Origin of the sequence: Streptomyces meridianus, assembly GCF_023703325.1 — a bacterium.
GTDB classification, from domain to species: Bacteria; Actinomycetota; Actinomycetes; order Streptomycetales; family Streptomycetaceae; genus Streptomyces; species Streptomyces meridianus.
This window is the reverse complement of record NZ_JAMQGM010000029.1, coordinates 1-18,653: the sequence shown is the minus strand read 5'-3', so window position 1 is coordinate 18,653 and position 18,653 is coordinate 1. Positions and strand designations below refer to the sequence as shown.

General features: G+C 72.3%; 21 protein-coding genes. 13 read left to right on the top strand and 8 right to left on the bottom strand.

The genetic code is table 11. From position 1 onward, the window contains the following. Nucleotides 1–67 precede the first annotated feature (67 nt). Nucleotides 68–649, top strand: a complete 582-nt coding sequence (locus tag M1E25_RS13820) for a rhodanese-like domain-containing protein (RefSeq protein WP_251414968.1) — start codon at nt 68–70, stop codon at nt 647–649. 83 nt (nt 650–732) lie between these two features. Continuing rightward, entirely contained in the window at nt 733–996 is a 264-nt protein-coding gene (locus tag M1E25_RS13815) for a GlsB/YeaQ/YmgE family stress response membrane protein (protein ID WP_251414966.1), read from the top strand. 162 nt (nt 997–1,158) lie between these two features. Here M1E25_RS13815 and M1E25_RS13810 read toward each other — a convergent pair whose 3' ends face one another. Next, nucleotides 1,159–1,440: a metal-sensitive transcriptional regulator gene (locus M1E25_RS13810; protein ID WP_251414962.1), complete on the bottom strand. Its 282-nt coding sequence runs from the start codon at nt 1,438–1,440 to the stop codon at nt 1,159–1,161. A gap of 153 nt (nt 1,441–1,593) precedes the next feature. Here M1E25_RS13810 and M1E25_RS13805 point away from each other — a divergent pair, with 153 nt between their 5' ends. The 3 genes from M1E25_RS13805 (at nt 1,594) to M1E25_RS13795 (ending at nt 4,428) form a co-directional block, all read left to right on the top strand. Then, nucleotides 1,594–3,051 (top strand): DUF2252 domain-containing protein, encoded by a 1,458-nt coding sequence (locus M1E25_RS13805; protein WP_251414958.1) that lies wholly within the window; start codon nt 1,594–1,596, stop codon nt 3,049–3,051. Between the two features lie 132 nt (nt 3,052–3,183). Then, the gene (locus M1E25_RS13800; RefSeq protein WP_251414956.1) at nt 3,184–4,011 is read left to right on the top strand and encodes a J domain-containing protein; all 828 of its coding nucleotides are present in this window, start codon (nt 3,184–3,186) and stop codon (nt 4,009–4,011) included. Nucleotides 4,012–4,086: 75 nt separating this feature from the next. Beyond that, entirely contained in the window at nt 4,087–4,428 is a 342-nt protein-coding gene (locus tag M1E25_RS13795) for a rhodanese-like domain-containing protein (RefSeq protein WP_251414953.1), read from the top strand. A gap of 187 nt (nt 4,429–4,615) precedes the next feature. Here M1E25_RS13795 and M1E25_RS13790 read toward each other — a convergent pair whose 3' ends face one another. Genes M1E25_RS13790 through paaA form a run of 5 tightly spaced genes read right to left on the bottom strand, consistent with a single transcriptional unit; the run spans nt 4,616 to nt 8,206 of the window. Beyond that, nucleotides 4,616–5,719 carry a 2Fe-2S iron-sulfur cluster-binding protein gene (locus M1E25_RS13790; protein ID WP_251414950.1) on the bottom strand — a complete coding sequence of 368 codons (1,104 nt, stop codon included), beginning with the start codon at nt 5,717–5,719 and terminating at the stop codon, nt 4,616–4,618. Continuing rightward, nucleotides 5,720–6,229 (bottom strand): 1,2-phenylacetyl-CoA epoxidase subunit PaaD, encoded by a 510-nt coding sequence (gene paaD / locus M1E25_RS13785; RefSeq protein ID WP_372500763.1) that lies wholly within the window; start codon nt 6,227–6,229, stop codon nt 5,720–5,722. Beyond that, the gene (gene paaC / locus M1E25_RS13780) at nt 6,223–6,975 is read right to left on the bottom strand and encodes a 1,2-phenylacetyl-CoA epoxidase subunit PaaC (protein ID WP_251414944.1); all 753 of its coding nucleotides are present in this window, start codon (nt 6,973–6,975) and stop codon (nt 6,223–6,225) included. Before paaC ends, paaD begins: the two co-directional genes overlap by 7 nt. Continuing rightward, nucleotides 6,972–7,259, bottom strand: coding sequence for a 1,2-phenylacetyl-CoA epoxidase subunit PaaB (gene paaB / locus M1E25_RS13775; RefSeq protein WP_251414941.1), 288 nt, complete (start codon nt 7,257–7,259; stop codon nt 6,972–6,974). The genes paaC and paaB overlap by 4 nt, the downstream gene beginning before the upstream one ends. Beyond that, a complete protein-coding gene (gene paaA / locus M1E25_RS13770) occupies nt 7,256–8,206 on the bottom strand; it encodes a 1,2-phenylacetyl-CoA epoxidase subunit PaaA (RefSeq protein WP_251414938.1) in 951 nt (316 codons plus the stop codon). Before paaA ends, paaB begins: the two co-directional genes overlap by 4 nt. A gap of 231 nt (nt 8,207–8,437) precedes the next feature. Between paaA and M1E25_RS13765 the strand changes: the two genes are divergently transcribed. Genes M1E25_RS13765 through M1E25_RS13755 form a run of 3 tightly spaced genes read left to right on the top strand, consistent with a single transcriptional unit; the run spans nt 8,438 to nt 11,117 of the window. Next, nucleotides 8,438–9,160: a DUF5819 family protein gene (locus tag M1E25_RS13765; protein WP_251414935.1), complete on the top strand. Its 723-nt coding sequence runs from the start codon at nt 8,438–8,440 to the stop codon at nt 9,158–9,160. A 5-nt stretch (nt 9,161–9,165) separates the two neighbouring features. Continuing rightward, nucleotides 9,166–10,455: an HTTM domain-containing protein gene (locus tag M1E25_RS13760; protein WP_251415355.1), complete on the top strand. Its 1,290-nt coding sequence runs from the start codon at nt 9,166–9,168 to the stop codon at nt 10,453–10,455. Then, on the top strand, nt 10,452–11,117 hold the full coding sequence (locus M1E25_RS13755) for a TrmH family RNA methyltransferase (RefSeq protein WP_251414933.1): 666 nt from the start codon (nt 10,452–10,454) through the stop codon (nt 11,115–11,117). The genes M1E25_RS13760 and M1E25_RS13755 overlap by 4 nt, the downstream gene beginning before the upstream one ends. 105 nt (nt 11,118–11,222) lie before the next feature. Here M1E25_RS13755 and paaN read toward each other — a convergent pair whose 3' ends face one another. After that, the gene (gene paaN / locus M1E25_RS13750) at nt 11,223–12,923 is read right to left on the bottom strand and encodes a phenylacetic acid degradation protein PaaN (protein WP_251414930.1); all 1,701 of its coding nucleotides are present in this window, start codon (nt 12,921–12,923) and stop codon (nt 11,223–11,225) included. A 161-nt stretch (nt 12,924–13,084) separates the two neighbouring features. On the opposite strand from paaN, the gene M1E25_RS13745 reads away from it, so the two are divergent. Both M1E25_RS13745 and M1E25_RS13740 read left to right on the top strand, forming a co-directional pair. Beyond that, entirely contained in the window at nt 13,085–14,605 is a 1,521-nt protein-coding gene (locus tag M1E25_RS13745) for a 3-hydroxyacyl-CoA dehydrogenase (RefSeq protein ID WP_251414928.1), read from the top strand. A 2-nt stretch (nt 14,606–14,607) separates the two neighbouring features. Then, on the top strand, nt 14,608–15,198 hold the full coding sequence (locus tag M1E25_RS13740; RefSeq protein WP_251414926.1) for a TetR/AcrR family transcriptional regulator: 591 nt from the start codon (nt 14,608–14,610) through the stop codon (nt 15,196–15,198). A 31-nt stretch (nt 15,199–15,229) separates the two neighbouring features. On the opposite strand, the gene M1E25_RS13735 is transcribed toward M1E25_RS13740, so the two are convergent. Next, complete coding sequence (locus M1E25_RS13735) at nt 15,230–15,721, bottom strand: Lrp/AsnC family transcriptional regulator (protein WP_251414924.1); 492 nt, start codon at nt 15,719–15,721, stop codon at nt 15,230–15,232. 170 nt (nt 15,722–15,891) lie between these two features. Between M1E25_RS13735 and pdhA the strand changes: the two genes are divergently transcribed. From pdhA to M1E25_RS13720, 3 genes are all read left to right on the top strand, one after another. Next, nucleotides 15,892–17,034, top strand: coding sequence for a pyruvate dehydrogenase (acetyl-transferring) E1 component subunit alpha (gene pdhA / locus M1E25_RS13730; RefSeq protein ID WP_251414922.1), 1,143 nt, complete (start codon nt 15,892–15,894; stop codon nt 17,032–17,034). Beyond that, the gene (locus tag M1E25_RS13725; RefSeq protein ID WP_372500757.1) at nt 17,031–18,083 is read left to right on the top strand and encodes an alpha-ketoacid dehydrogenase subunit beta; all 1,053 of its coding nucleotides are present in this window, start codon (nt 17,031–17,033) and stop codon (nt 18,081–18,083) included. Before pdhA ends, M1E25_RS13725 begins: the two co-directional genes overlap by 4 nt. Continuing rightward, a partial coding sequence (locus M1E25_RS13720; protein WP_251414919.1) for a biotin/lipoyl-containing protein occupies nt 18,083–18,653 on the top strand: 571 nt, incomplete at its 3' end. The genes M1E25_RS13725 and M1E25_RS13720, both read left to right, overlap by 1 nt.

Genomic DNA, 18,653 nt, shown 5'->3' with positions numbered 1-18,653 from the left:
CCGAACCCCCGAACCCCGAACCCTCGGAAACCCCGAGAAGAGCGTCCCGCCGACGCACGCAAAGGAGATGAGCAGCACCATGAACACCACCCCCACCGAAATCGGCGTCGACCGGGCCGGCGCCCGGATCCAGGACCTGACCGTCATCGACGTCCGTACGCCCGGCGAGTACGCCTCGGGGCACCTGCCCGCCGCTCACAACGTCCCGCTGGACCGGCTGGACCACGCGCTGCCCGCCCTGCGGGAAGCGGCGGGCCGCGGCGACCTGCTCGTCGTCTGCGCCTCCGGCGCCCGTTCCGCCCAGGCGGTCCGGAAGCTGGCCGCCGAGGGCATCACCGCTACCACCCTCGCGGGCGGCACGAACGCCTGGCGCGAGCGCGGACACGACCTGCACCGGCCCGAGGGCGCCCGCACCACCTGGGGCATGGAGCGTCAGGTCCGGCTCGTCGCGGGCAGCCTGGTGCTCATCGGCCTGCTGCTGGGGCTCGTGTTCCCCTGGGCGATGCTGCTGTCGGCCGGCATCGCGGGCGGCCTGGTGTTCTCCGCGCTGACCGACACCTGCGGGATGGCCGCGATGCTGGCCAAGCTGCCCCACAACCGGCCCCGGCCGGCCGACCTCGACGCCACCCTTGCCGCACTGCGCGGATGAGGACGGCCGTCCTCGAAGTGGCGTGACGTGCCGCTGCCGGGGCATGCGGCAAGCACAACTTCTGCAGGAAAGGGACGGTACCCGTGGAGATCTCCGGCATCATCAGCGCCATCGTCATCGGCATCGTGATCGGTGTACTGGGGCGCCTGGTCGTACCCGGCCGCCAGCGCATAGGCGTACTGGTCACGATTCTGGTCGGCATCGTCGCAGCCCTGCTGGGCACCGCCCTGGCCCAGGGACTCGGAGTCTCGGACAGCGGCGGGGTGGACTGGATCGAGTGGCTGATCCAGATCGTGCTGGCCGCACTGGGAGTGGCAGCTCTGGACCGGGCGAAGGCGCGACGCTGACCCTGCCCGGTGCAGCGTGTACACGGGGACCGCGCGGCTTCGTCCGGCGCGGTCCCCGCGGTGTGTCCGGAGGCGGCCGGGCTGCCGTGGGTACGGGGCTTCGGTGGGGCGGACGGCGGTGGCCGGCCGGTCAGCCGCTCGGGAGGGCCGACGGCCGGCGGCTCAGGCGAGGGACAGGAACAGCTTCTCCAGCCGGGCGCGCATCTCGTCCCGGTTCTCACCGTTCCCGGCTTCACCTGCCGCCAGGCAGTGCTGCAGTCCCGTGGCGATGATCGCGAAGCCGGCCCGGTCCAGAGCCCGGGAGGCTGCCGAGAGCTGGGTGATGACCTCCTCGCAGTCCCGTCCTTCCTCGATCATCTTGATGATTCCGGCGATCTGCCCCTGGGCGCGGCGCAGCCGGTTGACCACGGCCCTCAATTCCGCACCCGCAAGCTCCAAATCCACAGTTGCGTCCCCTTTCGATACCCCACCGGGTACATTTCCGTCCTCTACAAGGATGACATCCGCCCGGGCATTCCCAGGATGCGATCCAGCAGTCGGGGCGCGGGGCCCGGGGTAGCGTCGTGCCCTGGCCGGAGCGGTGGGGAAGGGCGGAGCATGACGTCGGTGCAGCAGGACGGACGAATATCCGGGGCCGGGGGCGCGACCGGGACGGCGACGACCGGGGCCCGCGTGCCCCGGGTCGAGGGTTTCGCACCCTGGCCGGAGCCGTCGCCCACCGCCCGGGTGCGGGGCAAGGACCTGCGGGAGCGGGTGCCGCGTGCCTCCCATGCCGGGCTCGCGGAGCGCCCGCACCGGCCGGACGCCGTCACGGCGGTGCAGCAGTCGAACGCCGGTCGCCTGGCGCACCTGACCCCGATCCGGGTCGGGCGGATGGCCGCCAACCCGTTCGCGTTCCTGCGCGGGGCGGCCGGCCTGATGGCGTACGACCTGGTGGGGACGCCGGTCACGGGTATCGGCACCCAGATCTGCGGCGACGCGCACGCGGGCAACTTCGGTCTTTACGGCGACCACCGCGGCCTGCTCGTCATCGACATCAACGATTTCGACGAGACCGTGCACGGCCCGTGGGAGTGGGACCTGAAGCGCCTGGTCACGTCCCTGGTGCTGGCGGCACGGGTGGCCGGCGCCGATGAGCACACCTGCCGTGAGGCCGCGTTCGACACGGTGGGCTCGTACCGGCGGACCATGCGGTTGCTGGCGAAGATGGGCGCGGCCGATGCGTGGAACGCGATCGCCGACGAAGCCCTCGTCTCGCACGCCGACGCCCGCGACCTCGTCGGCACCCTCGAGCGGGTCTCCGAGAAGGCGCGGCGCAACACCTCCGCTCGGTTCGCGGCCAAGGCCACCGAGGTCCGGCCGGACGGCGGGCTGCGGTTCACGGACGCTCCGCCGGTGCTGCGGCGGGTCCGGGACGCCGAGGCGACGGCGGTCGCGGCCGCGCTGGGGCCCTACCTCCGCACGCTGCCCGACGCGCGGCTGCCGCTGCTGTCCCGGCATGCGATCCAGGACGTCGCCTTCCGGGTGGTCGGGACGGGCAGTGTCGGCACCCGGTCGTACGTCGTGCTGCTGCTCGACCACCGGGACGAGCCGATGGTGCTCCAGGTGAAGGAGGCGCGGGCGTCCGCTCTGCTGCCGCACGTGGCGGAGGCCGGTTTCGCGGGGGCGAACCCCGAGCGGCACGAGGGGCACCGGGTGGTGCTCGGGCAGCAGCTGATGCAGGTGGTCAGCGACCCGCTGCTGGGATGGACGAGCGTGGACGGACTGCCGTACCAGGTGCGGCAGTTCCGCAACCGCAAGGGCAGCGTGGACCCCGCGGAACTCGCCGCGAAGCAGTTCGACGACTACGGGCGGATGACGGGAGCGCTGCTGGCGCGGGCCCACGCCCGGGGCTCGGACCCCCGGCTGATCAGCGGGTACTGCGGCAAGGGCGAGGCCCTGGACACGGCCGTGGCGGACTTCGCGGTGCTGTACGCGGACCGGACGGAGGCCGACCACGAGCAGCTCACGGCTGCTGTCCGGGCCGGACGGATCCCGGCGGAACTCGGCGTGTAGCCGGGGACCGCGGGGCCGGGGCCGCGGAACGGGACGCGCCCCGCCTGTGCCGCCTGGCCGGTCCGACGGCTCCCCGCCCTCGGTCCCGACGCCCCGGGGCCGCACCGGGCGCCGGACCCTTACGCTGGTCGGGTGACGAATCCGGAGGCAGAGCAGGCGGAAGATCAGGCGGCGGAACGGGCCACGCAGCGCTTGGAGCAGGCGGTGCGTGCGGCTGAACAGGCGTTGATCGAGTTCGAGATCGCGGTGGAGACCTTCCGGGTGGAGGTGGACAACTTCTCGCGGCTGCACCACCAGCGGCTCGGCCCGATGTACTCGCGGCTGGACGAGCTCGACGCCCAGATCGCCGAAGCCGTCGCCGCGCGCTCGGGGGACCCCGAGGACGTGCGCCGGGCGCAGGAGGCCCGCGGCCTGGTCCTGCCGATGCCGGGCGTGGAGGAGCTGTTCCACGGCTGGATCGACTCCGACGGGCTGTCGCCCGAGGCCTCCGCGATGCTCAACGGCCAGCCGGTGCAGCCTCCGTCGCGGGTGCGGCCGAGCGAGGCGGCGCGGCGGATCTACCGCGAACTGGTCCGCAAGGCGCACCCCGATCTGGCGCGTGACGACGACGAGCAGCGGCGCCGGAGCGAGTTCATCGTCCGGGTCAACGAGGCGTACACGCTGGGGGATGCCGCCGCGCTGGAGGCGCTCGCCGCGGAGTGGGAGACCGGGCCGGTGACCGCCGCGGCAGCCGGGGAGGAGGACACCGACCCCAGCGAGATGCTGTACGCGCGGCTGGAGTGGCTGGCCGAGCGCAAGGAGCTGCTGGCGGCGGCTGCGGCCGAGCTGGAGGCCAGTGCGATCGGCGCCATGCTGCGGATGGCGCCCGAGGACCCCGACGCTCTGCTCGACGAGATCGCCGAGCAGCTGCTGGCGCAGGTCGCCGAGCGTGAGGCACGTCTCGCCGAGCTGGTTGGGTAACGTGCCGGAGGGCAGCCACGGCTGCCACCCGCCGAGGGAGTACCCGACGCACCCGTACCGAGAGAGGCCGTCGTCATGCATTTCAGCCAGCTGCCCGCAGTGGACGCCGCCGCCGTGCCGTCGGACGGCTTCCTGCTGGACGTCCGTGAGGACGACGAATGGGGTGCCGGGCACGCCGAGGGCGCCGTGCACATTCCCATGGGGCGGATCACCGAGCGGTTCGGCGAGGTCACCGAGGCCGCGGACGGCCGCACCGTGCACGTGGTGTGCCGGGCCGGGGGCCGGTCGGCGCAGGTGGCCCAGTACCTCATTGCTCAGGGCGTTGACGCAGTGAACGTGGGCGGCGGCATGCTGGCCTGGGACGCCGCCGGCCGCCCCCTGGTCAACGACAACCAGGTGCCGGCCGTCGTGCTCTAGGTGCCGCCGGTCGTGGACGATCTCCGTGTCCCGTGCCCGTCCCCGGTGAGGGGAGGGCGCGGGCACGGGCGTTTCGGGGGAGTTCCGGTGCCGGAGCGCGTGCGCAAGCGGTGCTCGGTTCCGGTTGGCGGCCCGGTCCCGGCGCACAGGTGTCTCGCCGGAAGCACGGGACCTGCCGGCCGGGCCGTCAGCGGTCGAAGTCCAGCTCCACCTGTTCGGTCACGGGGTGGGACTGGCAGGCCAGGACGTATCCCGCTTCCGTCTCCTCGGGCTCCAGTGCGAAGTTGCGGTCCATCCGGACCTCGCCCGCGACCAGGAACGCCCGGCAGGTGCCGCACACACCGCCCTTGCAGGCGTAGGGCGCGTCGGAACGGTTGCGCAGCACCGCTTCCAGCAGCGTCTCGCCGGAGTCCACCGGCCAGCTGCCGGCCCGGCCGTCCAGGGTCGCGGTGACCGTGCTGTGCGCGGGGGCCGTGGTGGCGGCCTCCGTCGTGGCCGACGGGCCGTCGTCCACGTGGAAGATCTCCTGGTGGACGTTGCTGCGCGGCACGCCGAGGGTGTGCAGGGCTTGCTCCGCGGACCGGACGAGTCCGTAGGGCCCGCAGAGGAACCACCCGTCCACTGCGTCCACGGGCAGCAGCGCGGGCAGGAGACCGGTCAGACGCTCGGCGTCGAGACGGCCCGACGGCAGACCCGACTGCTGCTCCTCGCGGGAGAGGGCGTGGACGAGCTGCAGCCGGTCCGGGTACCGGTCCTTGAGCTCCGCCACTTCCTCCAGGAACATCGTCGACGCCGCGGTCCGGTCGCTGCGGATCAGGCAGAATCGCGCCCCCGGTTCGTTCGCGAGCAGTGTCGAGACGATCGACAGCACCGGGGTGATCCCGCTGCCGCCGACAACGGCCGCGTACCGGCCCGGCCGTGGTTCGAGGACGAAGCGACCGGCCGGGGCCATCACCTCCACGACGTCGCCCGCGTTCAGCTCCTTCAGGGCGTAGGTCGAGAAGACACCGCCCTCGACGAGACGCACGCCGACCCGGAGCGACGACGGCCCGTCCGGGCCCGTCACCGGGGAACAGACCGAATACGTCCGGCGGATCTCGGCGCCGTCCTCGGCGAACCGGCGCACGGCGATGTGCTGGCCCGGCAGATGGCGGAAGGTCGTCCGCAGTTCGGCGGGAACCTCGAAGGTCACGGCCACCGAGTCGTCGGTCAGCCGATCGACCGCCGTCACGCGGAGCGCGTGGAACGCTCCATGACGGAGGGGCGGGGGCGCGGTCGCCGGGCCGGCCATCTACAGCTCCTTGAAGTGGTCGAAGGGTTCGCGGCACGAGACACAGCGGCGCAGTGCCTTGCAGGCGGTGGAGGAGAAGCGGCTCAGCAGTTCCGTGTCGGTGGAGCCGCAGTGCGGGCACCGCACCGACAGGCCGACCGGCACCGGTCCCCGGCTGCCTCCGGGCCGGGGCGGGGCGACCCCGTGCTCCTCCAGCTTGCGACGCCCCTCGGCGCTGATGGCGTCCGTCGACCAGGCCGGGGAGAGTACCGTGCGGACTTCGACGTCGGGTATGCCGTGGTCGTGCAGCACCCGCTCGATGTCGCTGCTCATCGCCTCGATGGCGGGGCAGCCGGTGTAGGTCGGGGTCAGCTCGACCTCCACGCGGCCGGGGGCGGGCATCCTGACGTCCCGGAGCACGCCGAGCTCCTCCAGCGTCACCACCGGGAGTTCCGGATCGGGGACGGATCCCGCGAGCCGTCGCAGTTCCTCCTCGACGGGTGTCCGTCCGGCCGGTGTCGTCGTCACCACGACGCCCCCGGGTGGCTGCGGTGGAGGTGCTGCATCTCCGCGAGCATCCGGCCGAAGGGTTCGGTGTGGAGACCCTCGCGGCCGGCGCCGGCGGTCCAGGCTCCGCGTCGGGGGCCCTCGGGCACCGTCAGCGTGGCCCGCTCGAGCACCGACGTGACGGAAGCGAGCCAGCTGTCGTTCAACTCGGTCCAGTCGACGGGGAGTTCCCCGACCGGCTCGAACAGCTCACCGGTGTAGCGCCACAGGGCGTCGGTGGCCCGCTGCATCCGCTCGCGGCTCTCCGGGGTGCCGTCGCCGAGGCGCAGCGTCCAGTGCTCGGCGTGATCGCGGTGGTAGGCGATCTCCTTGACCGCCTTCGCGGACAGCGGGGCGAAGGGGGTCCCGGTGCGGGCCAGGCGGTTGTGGAGCAGCTCCTGGTAGGTGGAGAAGTACAGCTGCCGGGCGATGGTGTGCGCGAAGTCCCCGTTGGGTTGCTCCACCAGCTGGCAGTTGCGGAACTCGCGCTCCTCGCGGAGATAGGCGAGTTCGTCCTCGTTCCCAACCAGGGACAGCAGGTGCCGGGCCTGTCCGAGGAGGTCCAGCGCGATGTTGGCGAGGGCGACCTCCTCCTCCAGTACGGGGCCGTGGCCGGCCCATTCCCCCAGGCGCTGGGCGAGTACGAGCGCGTCGTCGCCGAGGGCGAGGGCCGCGGTCCTGTCCGCCGGCCGTATGGGGGCGGTTCCGGTCTCCACGGGGCCCGCGCTCACAGGTGCTTCACCCCGTCCGGGATCGTGTAGAAGGTCGGGTGCCGGTAGGGCTTGTCGGCGGCCGAGGCGAAGAAGGGGTCCTTCTCGTCCGGTGACGAGGCCGTGATCGCGGTGGAGGGCACGACCCAGACGGACACGCCCTCGGCCCGGCGGGTGTAGAGGTCCCGGGCATTGCGCAGGGCCATCTCGGCATCGGGGGCGTGCAGGCTTCCGGCGTGTGTGTGCGACAGGCCGCGGCGGCTGCGCACGAACACCTCCCACAGGGGCCAGTCGGTCGAGCTCATGCCTTCGCCTCTCCGTGCTTGGCCGCGTAGGCCGCGGCGGCCTCCCGTACCCATGCGCCGTCCTCGTGGGCCCTGCGGCGCCGGCCGATCCGTTCGTCGTTGCACGGTCCGTTGCCGCGCAGCACCTCACGGAACTCGTCCCAGTCGATGGGTCCGAAGTCGTGATGGCCCCGCTCCTCGTTCCACACCAGGTCGGGGTCCGGGAGTGTCAGACCGAGGGCCTCGGCCTGCGGGACACAGATGTCGACGAAGCGCTGGCGCAGTTCGTCGTTCGAATGGCGCTTGATCTTCCAGGCCATGGACTGTGCCGAGTGCGAGGACTCGTCGTCGGGCGGGCCGAACATCATCAGCGACGGCCACCACCAGCGGTCCACGGCGTCCTGGGCCATCGCGTGCTGTGCCTCGGTGCCCTGGCTGAGGGCGAGGAGGAGTTCGTATCCCTGTCGCTGGTGGAAGGACTCCTCCTTGCAGATCCGGACCATCGCGCGGGCGTACGGGCCGTACGAGCAGCGGCACAGGGGGACCTGGTTGGTGATCGCGGCGCCGTCGACCAGCCAGCCGATCGCGCCGACGTCGGCCCAGGTCAGCGTCGGGTAGTTGAAGATCGACGAGTATTTCTGGCGGCCCGTGTGAAGCTTGTCGAGCAGCTCGTCGCGGCCGACGCCCAGGGTCTCGGCGGCGCTGTAGAGGTAGAGCCCGTGACCGGCCTCGTCCTGCACCTTGGCCATCAGGATGGCCTTGCGGCGCAGGGAGGGGGCGCGGGTGATCCAGTTCGCCTCGGGCTGGATGCCGATGATCTCCGAGTGGGCGTGCTGGGCGATCTGCCGCACGAGCGTGGCCCGGTAGGCGTCAGGCATCCAGTCGCGCGGTTCGATCCGTTCGTCCGCCGCAACCGCGGCGTCGAACGCGGCCTCGCGTACGCCTCCGGCTTCCACCGTCGTCGCCATGCGGCGCCCCCTTCTTCCCGTCCGAGCCGACCGACCGATCGTTCGGTTCAATGGTGCGGCCCGTCTCGTAAGGTGTCAAGGCTGTGGATAACCCGGTTGGGGTGTGCCGGGTGCGGTCGGCTGAGTACCGTTCTTCCGGTGCGGGACCACCGTTGTGCCGGAGGGGCCGTACCGCAGCGCAAGGACGGCGTGGGGCGACTGCCCCGCGGCGGTGGACCAGGGGGAGTGGCAATGGAGCGGCACGACACCGCCGCAGGGGCGGAGCCGGATCCGGAGGTACCGCGAGGCGTGTCCTCGCTGTCGCTGCCCGCTCGCGCAGCCGTCGCGCTGGCCGTCGCGGTGGTGACGGTCGCGGTCGGCCTCCATCTGGCGATGGTCTTCCTGCACGTCGCCCCGTCGAACACGCTGACCAAGCGGCACGGGGACCGGATCAACGGCTATGTCTACCCCGAGTTCGAGCAGAACTGGAAGCTCTTCGCTCCCAACCCGCTGCAGCAGAACATCACCGTGCACGCCCGGGCGCAGATCCGCACCGCCGACGGCGGCCTGCGGAAGACCGGGTGGACGAACCTCTCCGGCCAGGACGGCCGCGCGATCCTCCATCATCCGCTCCCCAGCCACACCCAGCAGAACGAACTGCGCCGTGCCTGGGACTTCTTCACGGGATCGCACGACACCGAGGGGCAGCCGAACGGATTGCGCGGCCGGCTCTCCGAGGAGTACCTGAAGCGGATAGTCATGCTCCGTTTCGGCCGCGAGCACGAGGGCGGAAAGGTGGAGCGCATCCAGCTGCGCTCCGTCTCGACGCCGATCGGCACTCCGCCGTACAGCCGGGAGAAGACCGACATGAAGCCCGAGCGCCGGGTGCTGCCCTGGTGGTACGTCACCGACCAGGACCTGCCCCTCGACGAGGCCCGCGCGTCACGCACCGCGGAGGGGAAGGCGGCCCGGTGAACGACATGCGATTCGAGAACGCCCTCGCGCGCGGCCTGAACCGGATCACCCGTACCGCCCTCGGCCCCTACCAGGCCGCCGTCGTGCGCATCGGGTTCTCCTTCACCTGGTTCGTCTTCCTGCTGCGGGAGTGGCCGCACCGGGCCGAGCTGTACGGGCCCGACGGCCCGTGGAGCTGGGACATGGCGCGCCGGCTCATCGCCGACAACGACGCCTTCACGGTGCTGATGTGGTCCGACAGCGGATTCTGGTTCGAGTTGGTCTACCTGCTGGCTCTGACCTCTGCGGCGCTCCTGCTGCTCGGCTGGCGCACGCGCACCATGTCGGTGCTGTTCATGCTCGGCGTCCTGGCCATGCAGAACCGCAGTGTGTTCATGGGGGACGGGGGAGACAACGTCATCCGGCTGATGGCGCTCTACCTGATGTTCCTCCGCTGCGGGACGGTGTGGTCGCTCGACGCGCGCCGTCGCGCCCGGCGGGCGGCGGCCACGGGCGCTCCCGCCGACGCGTCGGGGAAGCCCTCGGAGGCGCCGGACGCGCCGGAGGAACCGGCGGACGCACCGACGGCGGGCGCCGCCGTCGCCACGAAGTTGCGGTCCACCAGGTCCGGCCGGGACGCCACGGGCGTCGTGCTCTGGTCGTTGCTGGGCGCCGGACTCGTGACGGCCACCCTTCTCGGCCTGCTGAGCGGTGGCTGGGCCCTGCTCTTCTGGGGACTGTGGACGGGGCACGCCCTCTGGTGGCTCGCCTGCCGTCACGCCGTCGGCTCCGAGATCCCCGCGGTCATGCGGATCGTCGGGAACCTCGTGCACAACGGCGCCTTCCTGGTGATCGTCACGGAGGTCTGCCTGATCTACGCCACGGCCGGCTGGTACAAGATCCAGGGATCACGCTGGCAGGACGGCACCGCGCTGTACTACCCGATGCACCTCGACTACTTCTCGCCCTGGCCCGCCCTCTCGGAGGCGCTGGCCGCCAGCGGCGTCATGGTCATGCTCATCACCTACGGCACGGTGATCGTCCAGGTCGCGTTCCCGTTCACGCTGTTCAACCGCCGGGTCAAGAACGTCCTGCTCGCGCTGATGATCACCGAGCACGCCGGGATCGCGGTGCTGCTCGGTCTGCCGTTCTTCTCCCTGGCCATGATCGCCGCGGACGCAGTCTTCCTTCCCACGTCCTTCCTGCGCCGGCTCGGGCACCGGGCGGCCGGCCTCCGGGCCCGGCTGGTGCACCGACGGAAACCGGGAGTCTCGGAAGCGGGGCCGGCGGAACGGGAACGTACCCTCGTCGGGTGACCAGCGAGACCACCGAGCCCGTCCAGTACGACGAAGCCTTCGCACCCGGCGGCGCTGCCGGGGCGGAGGTCGGGGTCGGCCCGCACAGCCGGCCCTGGCCGTCCGGAGCCCACTGGGACCCCGAGCTGCTCGAGCACGGCGACCGGCGGAACGTCGTCGACCGCTACCGCTACTGGACCAGGGAGGCCATCGTGGCCGACCTGGACACCCGTCGCCACGACTTCCACGTCGCGGTCGAGAACTGGGGCCACGACTTCAACATCGGCTCCGTCGTGCGCACCGCCAACGCGTTCCTCGCCAAAGAGGTCCACATCGTCGGACGACGCCGGTGGAACCGGCGCGGGGCGATGGTGACCGACCGATACCAGCATGTGCGGCACCATCCGGGCACGGCCGAGCTGACGGCGTGGGCGGCCACCGAGGAACTGCCGATCATCGGCATCGACAACCTGCCGGGGGCGGTGCCGCTGGAGACGACCGAACTGCCCCGGAACTGTGTGCTGTTGTTCGGCCAGGAGGGCCCCGGACTGACCGAGGAGGCGCGTGAGCACGCGGCGATGGTGTGCTCCATCGCCCAGTTCGGGTCGACCCGCTCGATCAACGCCGGGGCGGCGGCGGCCATCGCCATGCATGCCTGGATCAGCCGGCACGCCGAGATCTGACAGCCACGGCTGCCGGAAAGCGGCGGCGCCGCCCCCGGCAGCACCGCCGGGGCCGGCGGGTGCGGAACCTGTCGGTGCCGCCCCCGCCGGGAAGCCGGACGGGGCTCAGGCCGGCCTGCGGACCTCGACCGTCCGGAAGCGGTTCGCCACGAAGGCGCCGTCGCACAGCGCGGCGTTCGCGGCCGGATTGCCACCCGATCCGTGGAAGTCGGAGAACGCCGCCGTCTGGTTGACGTAGACCCCGCCGGTCAGGTTGAGGGAGAGCTGGGCGCACTCCTCCAGGCAGACGTCCTCGACGAGTCGTTCGACCTCGGGGGAGGTCGTGTACGCCCCGACCGTCATGGCGCCCTTCTCCCGGACCGTGCGGCGCAGCAGGGCGGCCGCGTCGGCCGCCGAGTCCACGGAGACGGCGAAGGAGACCGGGCCGAAGCACTCCGACATGTACGACGCCTCGTCGTCCGGCTTCGACCCGTCGAGCTTGACGATGACCGGGGTGCGCACCGTGGCGCCGGGGAAGTCCGGGTTCTGGACGGTACGCGACGCGAGCGCGACCTCGCCCAGTCCGGAGGCCGCCTCGAGCCGCTCCTTCACCTGCGGGTTGACGATCGCGCCCAGCAGGGCGTTCGCCCGGGCGTCGTCCCCGAGCAGCTTCTCCACCGCGGTGGCCAGGTCCGCCACGAACTCGTCGTACGAGCGGTGGCCCTGGTCGGTGTCGATGCCGTCCCGCGGGATCAGCAGGTTCTGCGGGGTGGTGCACATCTGCCCGCTGTAGAGGGAGAGCGAGAAGGCGAGGTTGCCCAGCATCCCCTTGTAGTCGTCGGTCGAGTCCACGACCACGGTGTTGACGCCGGCCTTCTCCGTGTAGACCTGCGCCTGGCGGGCGTTGGCCTCCAGCCAGTCGCCGAAGGAGGTGGACCCGGTGTAGTCGATGATGCGGATCTCCGGGCGGACCGCGAGTGTTTTGGCCAGCCCCTCATCGGGCCGCTCGGCGGCCAGGCACACCAGGTTGGGGTCGAAGCCGGCCTCACGGAGCGTCTCGCGGGCCACGGCCACGGTCAGCGCGAGCGGGAGCACGGCCCGCGGGTGCGGCTTGACCAGCACCGGGTTGCCCGTCGCCAGCGAGGCGAACAGTCCCGGGTAGCCGTTCCAGGTCGGGAAGGTGTTGCAGCCGATGAGCAGGGACACGCCGCGCGGGACCGGGGTGAACTGCTTGCGCAGGTTCAGCGGGTCGCGCTTGCCCTGCGGCTTCGACCAGTCGGCCGCGTCCGGGGTGCGGACCTGCTCCACGTACGCGTACGCCACGGCCTCGAGGCCGCGGTCCTGGGCGTGCGGGCCGCCCGCCTGGAACGCCATCATGAACGCCTGGCCGGACGTGTGCATGACCGCATGGGCGAACTCGTGGGTGCGGGCGCTGATGCGGGAGAGGATCTCCAGGCAGACCATGGAACGGGCCTCCGCGCCGGCGTCCCGCCATGCGGGGACGGCCTTGCGCATGGCCGGGAGCAGCACGTCGACGTCCGGGTGCGGGTACTCCACGCCCAGCTCGGGGCCGTACGGGGACACCTCGCCGCCCACCCAGCCGTCGGTCCCCGGCTGGTCGAGCTCGATGCGGGTGCCGCTCAGGGCGTCGAAGGCAGCCTGCCCCTCGGCCGCACCCAGGCTGCCGGGGGCGCCGCCCTCGCCGTATGCCTTGGGGTGTTCCGGGTGCGGTGACCAGTAGGCGCGGGAGCGGATGGCCTCCAGGGCCCGGTCCAGAGTGGGGCGGTGCTTCTCGATCAACTGCACTGCGGACAGTTCGGCGGCCATCGATGACCAACTCCTCGTCGAGCCGGGCGGGAACGGTTGTGGACTCCGATGTCCCGGGAGCCGGCGGGACAGGAGGCCCTGGAAGGTACTCTAACCGAACGATCGGTCGGGACAAGGGGTCCGGTCGAACCTGTGGACAACCCTCGGGGAGGATCGCCGCCATGGACACCGTGACGCGCAGCAGCACCGTCGCCGTCGTCGGAACCGGCACGATGGGCCAGGGAATCGCCCAGGTCGCGCTGACCGCCGGGCACACCGTACGGCTGTACGACGCCGTTCCCGGGCGGGCCGCCGAGGCGGCCCGGACCGTTCTCGGACGGCTCGACCGGCTGGTGGAGAAGGGCCGCCTCGACTCCGCCGAACGGGATGCCGCCCGCTCCCGGCTCCGGCCGGCCGGCGCGCTCGCCGACCTGGCCGACGCAGCGCTCGTCGTCGAGGCGATCGTCGAGGACGCGGCGGTCAAGCAGCAGCTGTTCGCCGAGCTCGAGTCCGTCGTCCCCGAGGACTGCCTCCTCGCCACCAACACGTCCTCGCTCTCGGTGACCGCGGTCGCCGCGGTGCTGCGCAGGCCGGAACGCTTCGTCGGACTCCACTTCTTCAATCCCGCGCCGTTGCTCCCCCTGGTCGAGGTGGTCAGCGGCTTCGCCACCGGGGACGCGGCGGCGGACCGGGCGTACGAGATCGCGGCGGCCTGGGGCAAGACGCCGGTGCGCTGCACCGACACCCCGGGGTTCGTCGTCAACCGGGTGGCGCGCCCCTTCTACGCCGAGGCGTTCCGGGTCCACGAGGAGCGGGCCGCGTCCCCCGCCACCATCGACGCCGTGCTGCGTGAATCCGGCGGCTTCCGGATGGGCCCGTTCGAACTGACCGATCTCATCGGCCAGGACGTGAACGAAGCCGTCACCAGGTCGGTGTGGGACTCCTTCGGGCAGGACCCGAAGTTCGCCCCGTCGCTCGCCCAGCGCCGGCTCGTCGAATCCGGTCTGCACGGGCGGAAGTCGGGGCGCGGGTGGTATGCGTACGGCGACGCCGGAGCGGTCGGCCGGCCGGTACCGCACACCGCCGCACCGGCCAAGGCGCCGGCCGGCATCCTGCTGCACCCCGGTGACCTGGGACCGGCGGCCGCCCTCCCGCAGCTGATCGCCGAGGCCGGCATCCCGGTGACCCACGCCGAGCCGGGGCACGAGCCGGGCATCGAGCTCCCCGGCGGCGCACGGCTCGCCCTCACCGACGGCGGCCGGGCCACGGACGTTCGGCGCGCCGGGCGTATCCACGTCGACCTCGCCCTCGACTACCGGACCGCCGGACGTGTCGCCCTCGCCCCGTCCGACACCGCGTTCCCGCAGGACGTGGAGGCCGCGACCGGCCTGTTCCAGGCCATCGGCAAGGAGGTCAGCATCATCGACGACATCCCGGGCATGATCGTCGCCCGGACCGTGGCGATGCTCGCCGACTTCGGGCACGACGCGGTGGGCCGGGGTGTGGCCACGGCCGAGGACGTGGACACGGCGATGCGCCTGGGCGTCAACTACCCGCTCGGCCCCCTGGAGTGGAGCGAACGGCTCGGTGCCCCCTGGCTGTGCCGGACGCTGGACCGTCTCCACCGGGAGTACCCGACGGGCCGGTACGCCGCCTCGCAGCGTCTTCGCCGCCGTGCGGTGGCCGCCGGGGAGCTGCTGTAATCGTGACCATGGCCAAGCGCGACACCTACACGCCCGAATCGCTGCTCGCGGTCGCCGTCGAGGTGTTCATCGAGCGCGGTTACGACGGCACGTCCATGGAGCACCTCTCGCGCGCCGCGGGGATCTCCAAGTCGTCGATCTACCACCATGTGCGCAGCAAGGAAGAGCTGTTGCGGCTTGCGATAAGCCGGGCCCTGGACGGCCTGTTCGCCATCCTCCGGGAGCCCGGCGCGTGCCGGGGGCGGGCGATCGACCGGCTGGAGCACGTCACCCGGCGCACGGCGGACGTGCTGATGGCGGAGCTGCCGTACGTCACCCTGCTGCTGCGGGTGCGAGGCAACACCGACACCGAGCGCTGGGCGATGGAGCGGCGCCGGGAGTTCGACCACCAGGTCCGGCAGCTGCTGGAGCGGGCGGCGGCCGACGGCGACCTGCGGGACGACGTGGACCTCGGCCTCGCGACCCGGCTGCTGTTCGGAATGATCAACTCCATCGTCGAGTGGTACCGCCCGCACGGCCGCGGTGCGACGGACCGCGAGCAGGTGGCCGACGCGGTCGTCCGGATGGCCTTCTCGGGGTTGCGCACGACCTGAGCGCCCGGTGACCGTGCCCCGCGCCGGGCCGTCAGCTGCTCTCCGGCTCCAGGTCGGTCTCCTCGAAGACCAGCAGGGTGCGGGTGCTGAGCACCTCGGGGATCGACTGGATACGGGTGAGGACCAGCTCCCGCAGCGCCCGGTTGTCCTCCGAGTGGACGAGCAGCAGAACGTCGAAGTCGCCGCTCACCAGGGCTATGTGGGCGGCTCCGGGGAGCTGCTCGAGCTGGGCCCGCACCGTGCGCCACGAGTTCTGCACGATCTTCAGGGTGATGTACGCGGAAGCCCCCTGACCTGCCCGTTCGTGGTCGACGCGGGCGCTGAAGCCGCGGATCACGCCGTCGTCGATGAGCCGGTTGATGCGGGAATAGGCATTGGCCCGGGATATGTGCACCTGGTCGGCGACCGAGCGTATCGAGGCGCGGCCGTCGGACCTCAGCATCCGCAGGATCGCCCGGTCGATGGCGTCCAGCCGCCGCGCGGGCGGCAGTGATCCGTCTCCGGCCATCCGTTCAGGTTCCATCCCCGTGCGCCTCCCCGTCGTGGACGTCCTGCAGCCATCTCAGGCTGTGGAGAGCCGTTTGTCCACAGGCTGAACCCCCCTGTAGCCAAAATGTGCCGGCAACCGAACAATCGGTAGGTGAGCGTCCACCGAACGCGCTCTGCTGGCCTGCCCACAAGGAGGTGCTCGTCATGACGGTCTTGGAGCAGCCAGGGTCGTACCATCCCGTTCCGCCGCCGGCCTGGCGGCCGCGCGTCGACCCCGCGCCGCTGCTGCCGGATGCCGAGCCCCACCGCGTGCTGGGCACGCCCGCGGCCGCGGCCGCCGACCCGGACCTGCTCCGCCGGCTGCACGCCCAGCTGGTGCTCGGCCGCCGGTACAACGCCCAGGCAACCGCCCTCACCAAGCAGGGGCGGCTCGCCGTCTACCCGTCCAGCACCGGCCAGGAGGCCTGCGAGATCGCGGCGGCGGCCGTGCTGGAGGAGCGGGACTGGCTGTTCCCCAGCTACCGCGACACCCTCGCGGCGGTCGCCCGCGGCCTCGATCCGGTCGAGGCGCTCACCCTGCTGCGCGGCGACCGGCACACCGGATACGACGCCCGCAAGCACCGCATCGCGCCGCTGTGCACCCCGCTCGCCACCCAGCTGCCGCACGCCGTGGGCCTGGCGCACGCCGCCCGGCTCAAGGGCGACGACGTGGTGGCCCTGGCGATGGTCGGCGACGGCGGCACCAGCGAGGGCGACTTCCACGAGGCGCTGAACTTCGCCGCCGTCTGGCAGGCTCCGGTGGTCTTCCTGGTGCAGAACAACGGGTTCGCCATCTCCGTGCCGCTCGCCAAGCAGACCGCGGCCCCCTCGCTGGCCCACAAGGCGGTCGGGTACGGCATGCCGGGCCGGCTGGTCGACGGCAACGACGCGGTCGCCGTCCACGAGGTGCTGGGCGAGGCCGTGCGCCGGGCCCGCAGCGGCGGCGGCCCCACCCTGGTCGAGGCGGTCACCTACCGCATGGAGGCCCACACCAACGCCGACGACGCCACCCGCTACCGGGAGGACGACGAGGTCGAGGAGTGGCGCGGCCACGACCCGATAGCCCTGCTGGAGCGGGAAATGCGCTCGGCCGGGCTGCTCGACGACGACACCTCCCGGTCCGCGCAGGAGGCGGCCGAGGCCATGGCCTCCGACCTGCGGGAGCGGATGAACGAGGACCCGGTCCTCGACCCGATGGACCTCTTCGCCCACGTCTACGCGGAACGGACCGTGCAACTGCGCGACCAGGCGGAGCAGTTGCGGGCAGAGCTCGAGGCAGCCGCGGAAGCGGGGGAGGAGAACCGGTGACCACCGCAGCAGCAACCGCAGAGCCGGCCGCCGTGACACGCAGGCCGGCCACCATGGCGCAGGCGCTCGGCAGGGCGCTGCGCGACGCCATGGCCGCGGACCCGGACGTCCACGTCCTCGGCGAGGACGTCGGCACACTCGGCGGGGTCTTCAGGGTCACCGACGGCCTGGCGAAGGAGTTCGGCGACGACCGCTGCACGGACACCCCGCTCGCCGAGGCCGGCATCCTCGGCGCCGCGGTCGGCATGGCGATGTACGGTCTGCGGCCCGTGGTCGAGATGCAGTTCGACGCGTTCGCCTACCCGGCCTTCGAACAGCTGCTGAGCCACGTCGCCAAGATGCGCAACCGCACCGGCGGAGCGATGCCGATGCCGATCACCATCCGGGTCCCCTACGGCGGCGGGATCGGCGGCGTCGAGCACCACAGCGACTCCTCCGAGGCGTACTACATGGCCACGCCCGGGCTGCACGTGGTGGCCCCGGCGACCGTGGCCGACGCGTACGGGCTGCTGCGGGCGTCCATCGCCTCCGACGACCCGGTCGTCTTCCTGGAGCCCAAGCGGCTCTACTGGTCGAAGGCGGACTGGTCGCCGGAACGGCCCGAGGCGGTCGAGCCGATCGGTCGCGCCGTGGTCCGGCGTACGGGGCGCAGCGCCACCCTGATCACCTACGGCCCCTCGCTGCCGGTGTGCCTGGAAGCGGCCGAGGCGGCCCGGGCCGAGGGCTGGGACCTCGAGGTCCTGGACCTGCGCGGGCTCGTCCCCTTCGACGAGGAGACGGTGTTCGCCTCGGTGCGGCGGACGGGCCGGGCGGTCGTGGTCCACGAGTCCTCCGGCTTCGGCGGCCCCGGCGGCGAGATCGCCGCCCGGATCGGCGAGCGCTGCTTCCACCACCTGGAGGCGCCGGTGCTCCGGGTCACCGGCTTCGACATTCCCTATCCCGCCCCGATGCTCGAGCAGCATCACCTGCCCGGAGTGGACCGCATCCTCGACGCGGTCGCCCGGCTCCAGTGGGAAGCCGACTGGACGCCCGGGAAGGCGGGGAACTGATGGCCGTCGTACGCGAGTTCAAGCTGCCCGACCTCGGCGAAGGGCTCACCGAGGCGGAGATCGTCCGCTGGCTGGTCCAGGTCGGGGACGTCGTGGCCGTCGACCAGACGGTCGTCGAGGTCGAGACCGCCAAGGCGATGGTGGAGGTCCCGTGCCCCTACGGAGGTGTGGTGACCGCACGCTTCGGCGAGGAGGGCACCGAACTCCCCGTCGGGTCACCGCTGCTGACCGTCGCCGTGGGCGCGGCCGCCGGCACCGCGCAGGAGGCCGCCCCGCAGACCTCCGGGGAGGAAGGCTCCGGCAACGTCCTCGTTGGGTACGGCACCGCGGCGCCCGCCGCCCGCCGGCGGCGGGTGCGCCGCGAGCCCGCGGTCAACGGCGCCTCGGTGCACAGCGCGCAGGCGGCCCCGGCGCAGTCCGCGCCACCGGCCTCCCCCGTGCCGTCCGTGACCGCCGGGCCCCCGGCCCGGGCGACCCGGCCCGCGGACTCCGGCCCCGTTCCCGTGATCTCGCCGCTGGTCCGCCGCCTCGCCCGGGAAAGCGGTCTGGACCTGCGGGAGTTGACCGGCA

Coding starts and splice junctions, on each gene's coding strand:
- M1E25_RS13820 (WP_251414968.1), top strand. CDS start 68: ATGAGCAGCACCATGAACACCACCCCCACCGAAATCGGCGTCGACCGG.
- M1E25_RS13805 (WP_251414958.1), top strand. CDS start 1,594: ATGACGTCGGTGCAGCAGGACGGACGAATATCCGGGGCCGGGGGCGCG.
- M1E25_RS13795 (WP_251414953.1), top strand. CDS start 4,087: ATGCATTTCAGCCAGCTGCCCGCAGTGGACGCCGCCGCCGTGCCGTCG.
- M1E25_RS13790 (WP_251414950.1), bottom strand. CDS start 5,719: ATGGCCGGCCCGGCGACCGCGCCCCCGCCCCTCCGTCATGGAGCGTTC.
- paaB (WP_251414941.1), bottom strand. CDS start 7,259: ATGAGCTCGACCGACTGGCCCCTGTGGGAGGTGTTCGTGCGCAGCCGC.
- paaA (WP_251414938.1), bottom strand. CDS start 8,206: ATGGCGACGACGGTGGAAGCCGGAGGCGTACGCGAGGCCGCGTTCGAC.
- M1E25_RS13765 (WP_251414935.1), top strand. CDS start 8,438: ATGGAGCGGCACGACACCGCCGCAGGGGCGGAGCCGGATCCGGAGGTA.
- M1E25_RS13760 (WP_251415355.1), top strand. CDS start 9,166: ATGCGATTCGAGAACGCCCTCGCGCGCGGCCTGAACCGGATCACCCGT.
- paaN (WP_251414930.1), bottom strand. CDS start 12,923: ATGGCCGCCGAACTGTCCGCAGTGCAGTTGATCGAGAAGCACCGCCCC.
- M1E25_RS13745 (WP_251414928.1), top strand. CDS start 13,085: ATGGACACCGTGACGCGCAGCAGCACCGTCGCCGTCGTCGGAACCGGC.
- M1E25_RS13735 (WP_251414924.1), bottom strand. CDS start 15,721: ATGGAACCTGAACGGATGGCCGGAGACGGATCACTGCCGCCCGCGCGG.
- pdhA (WP_251414922.1), top strand. CDS start 15,892: ATGACGGTCTTGGAGCAGCCAGGGTCGTACCATCCCGTTCCGCCGCCG.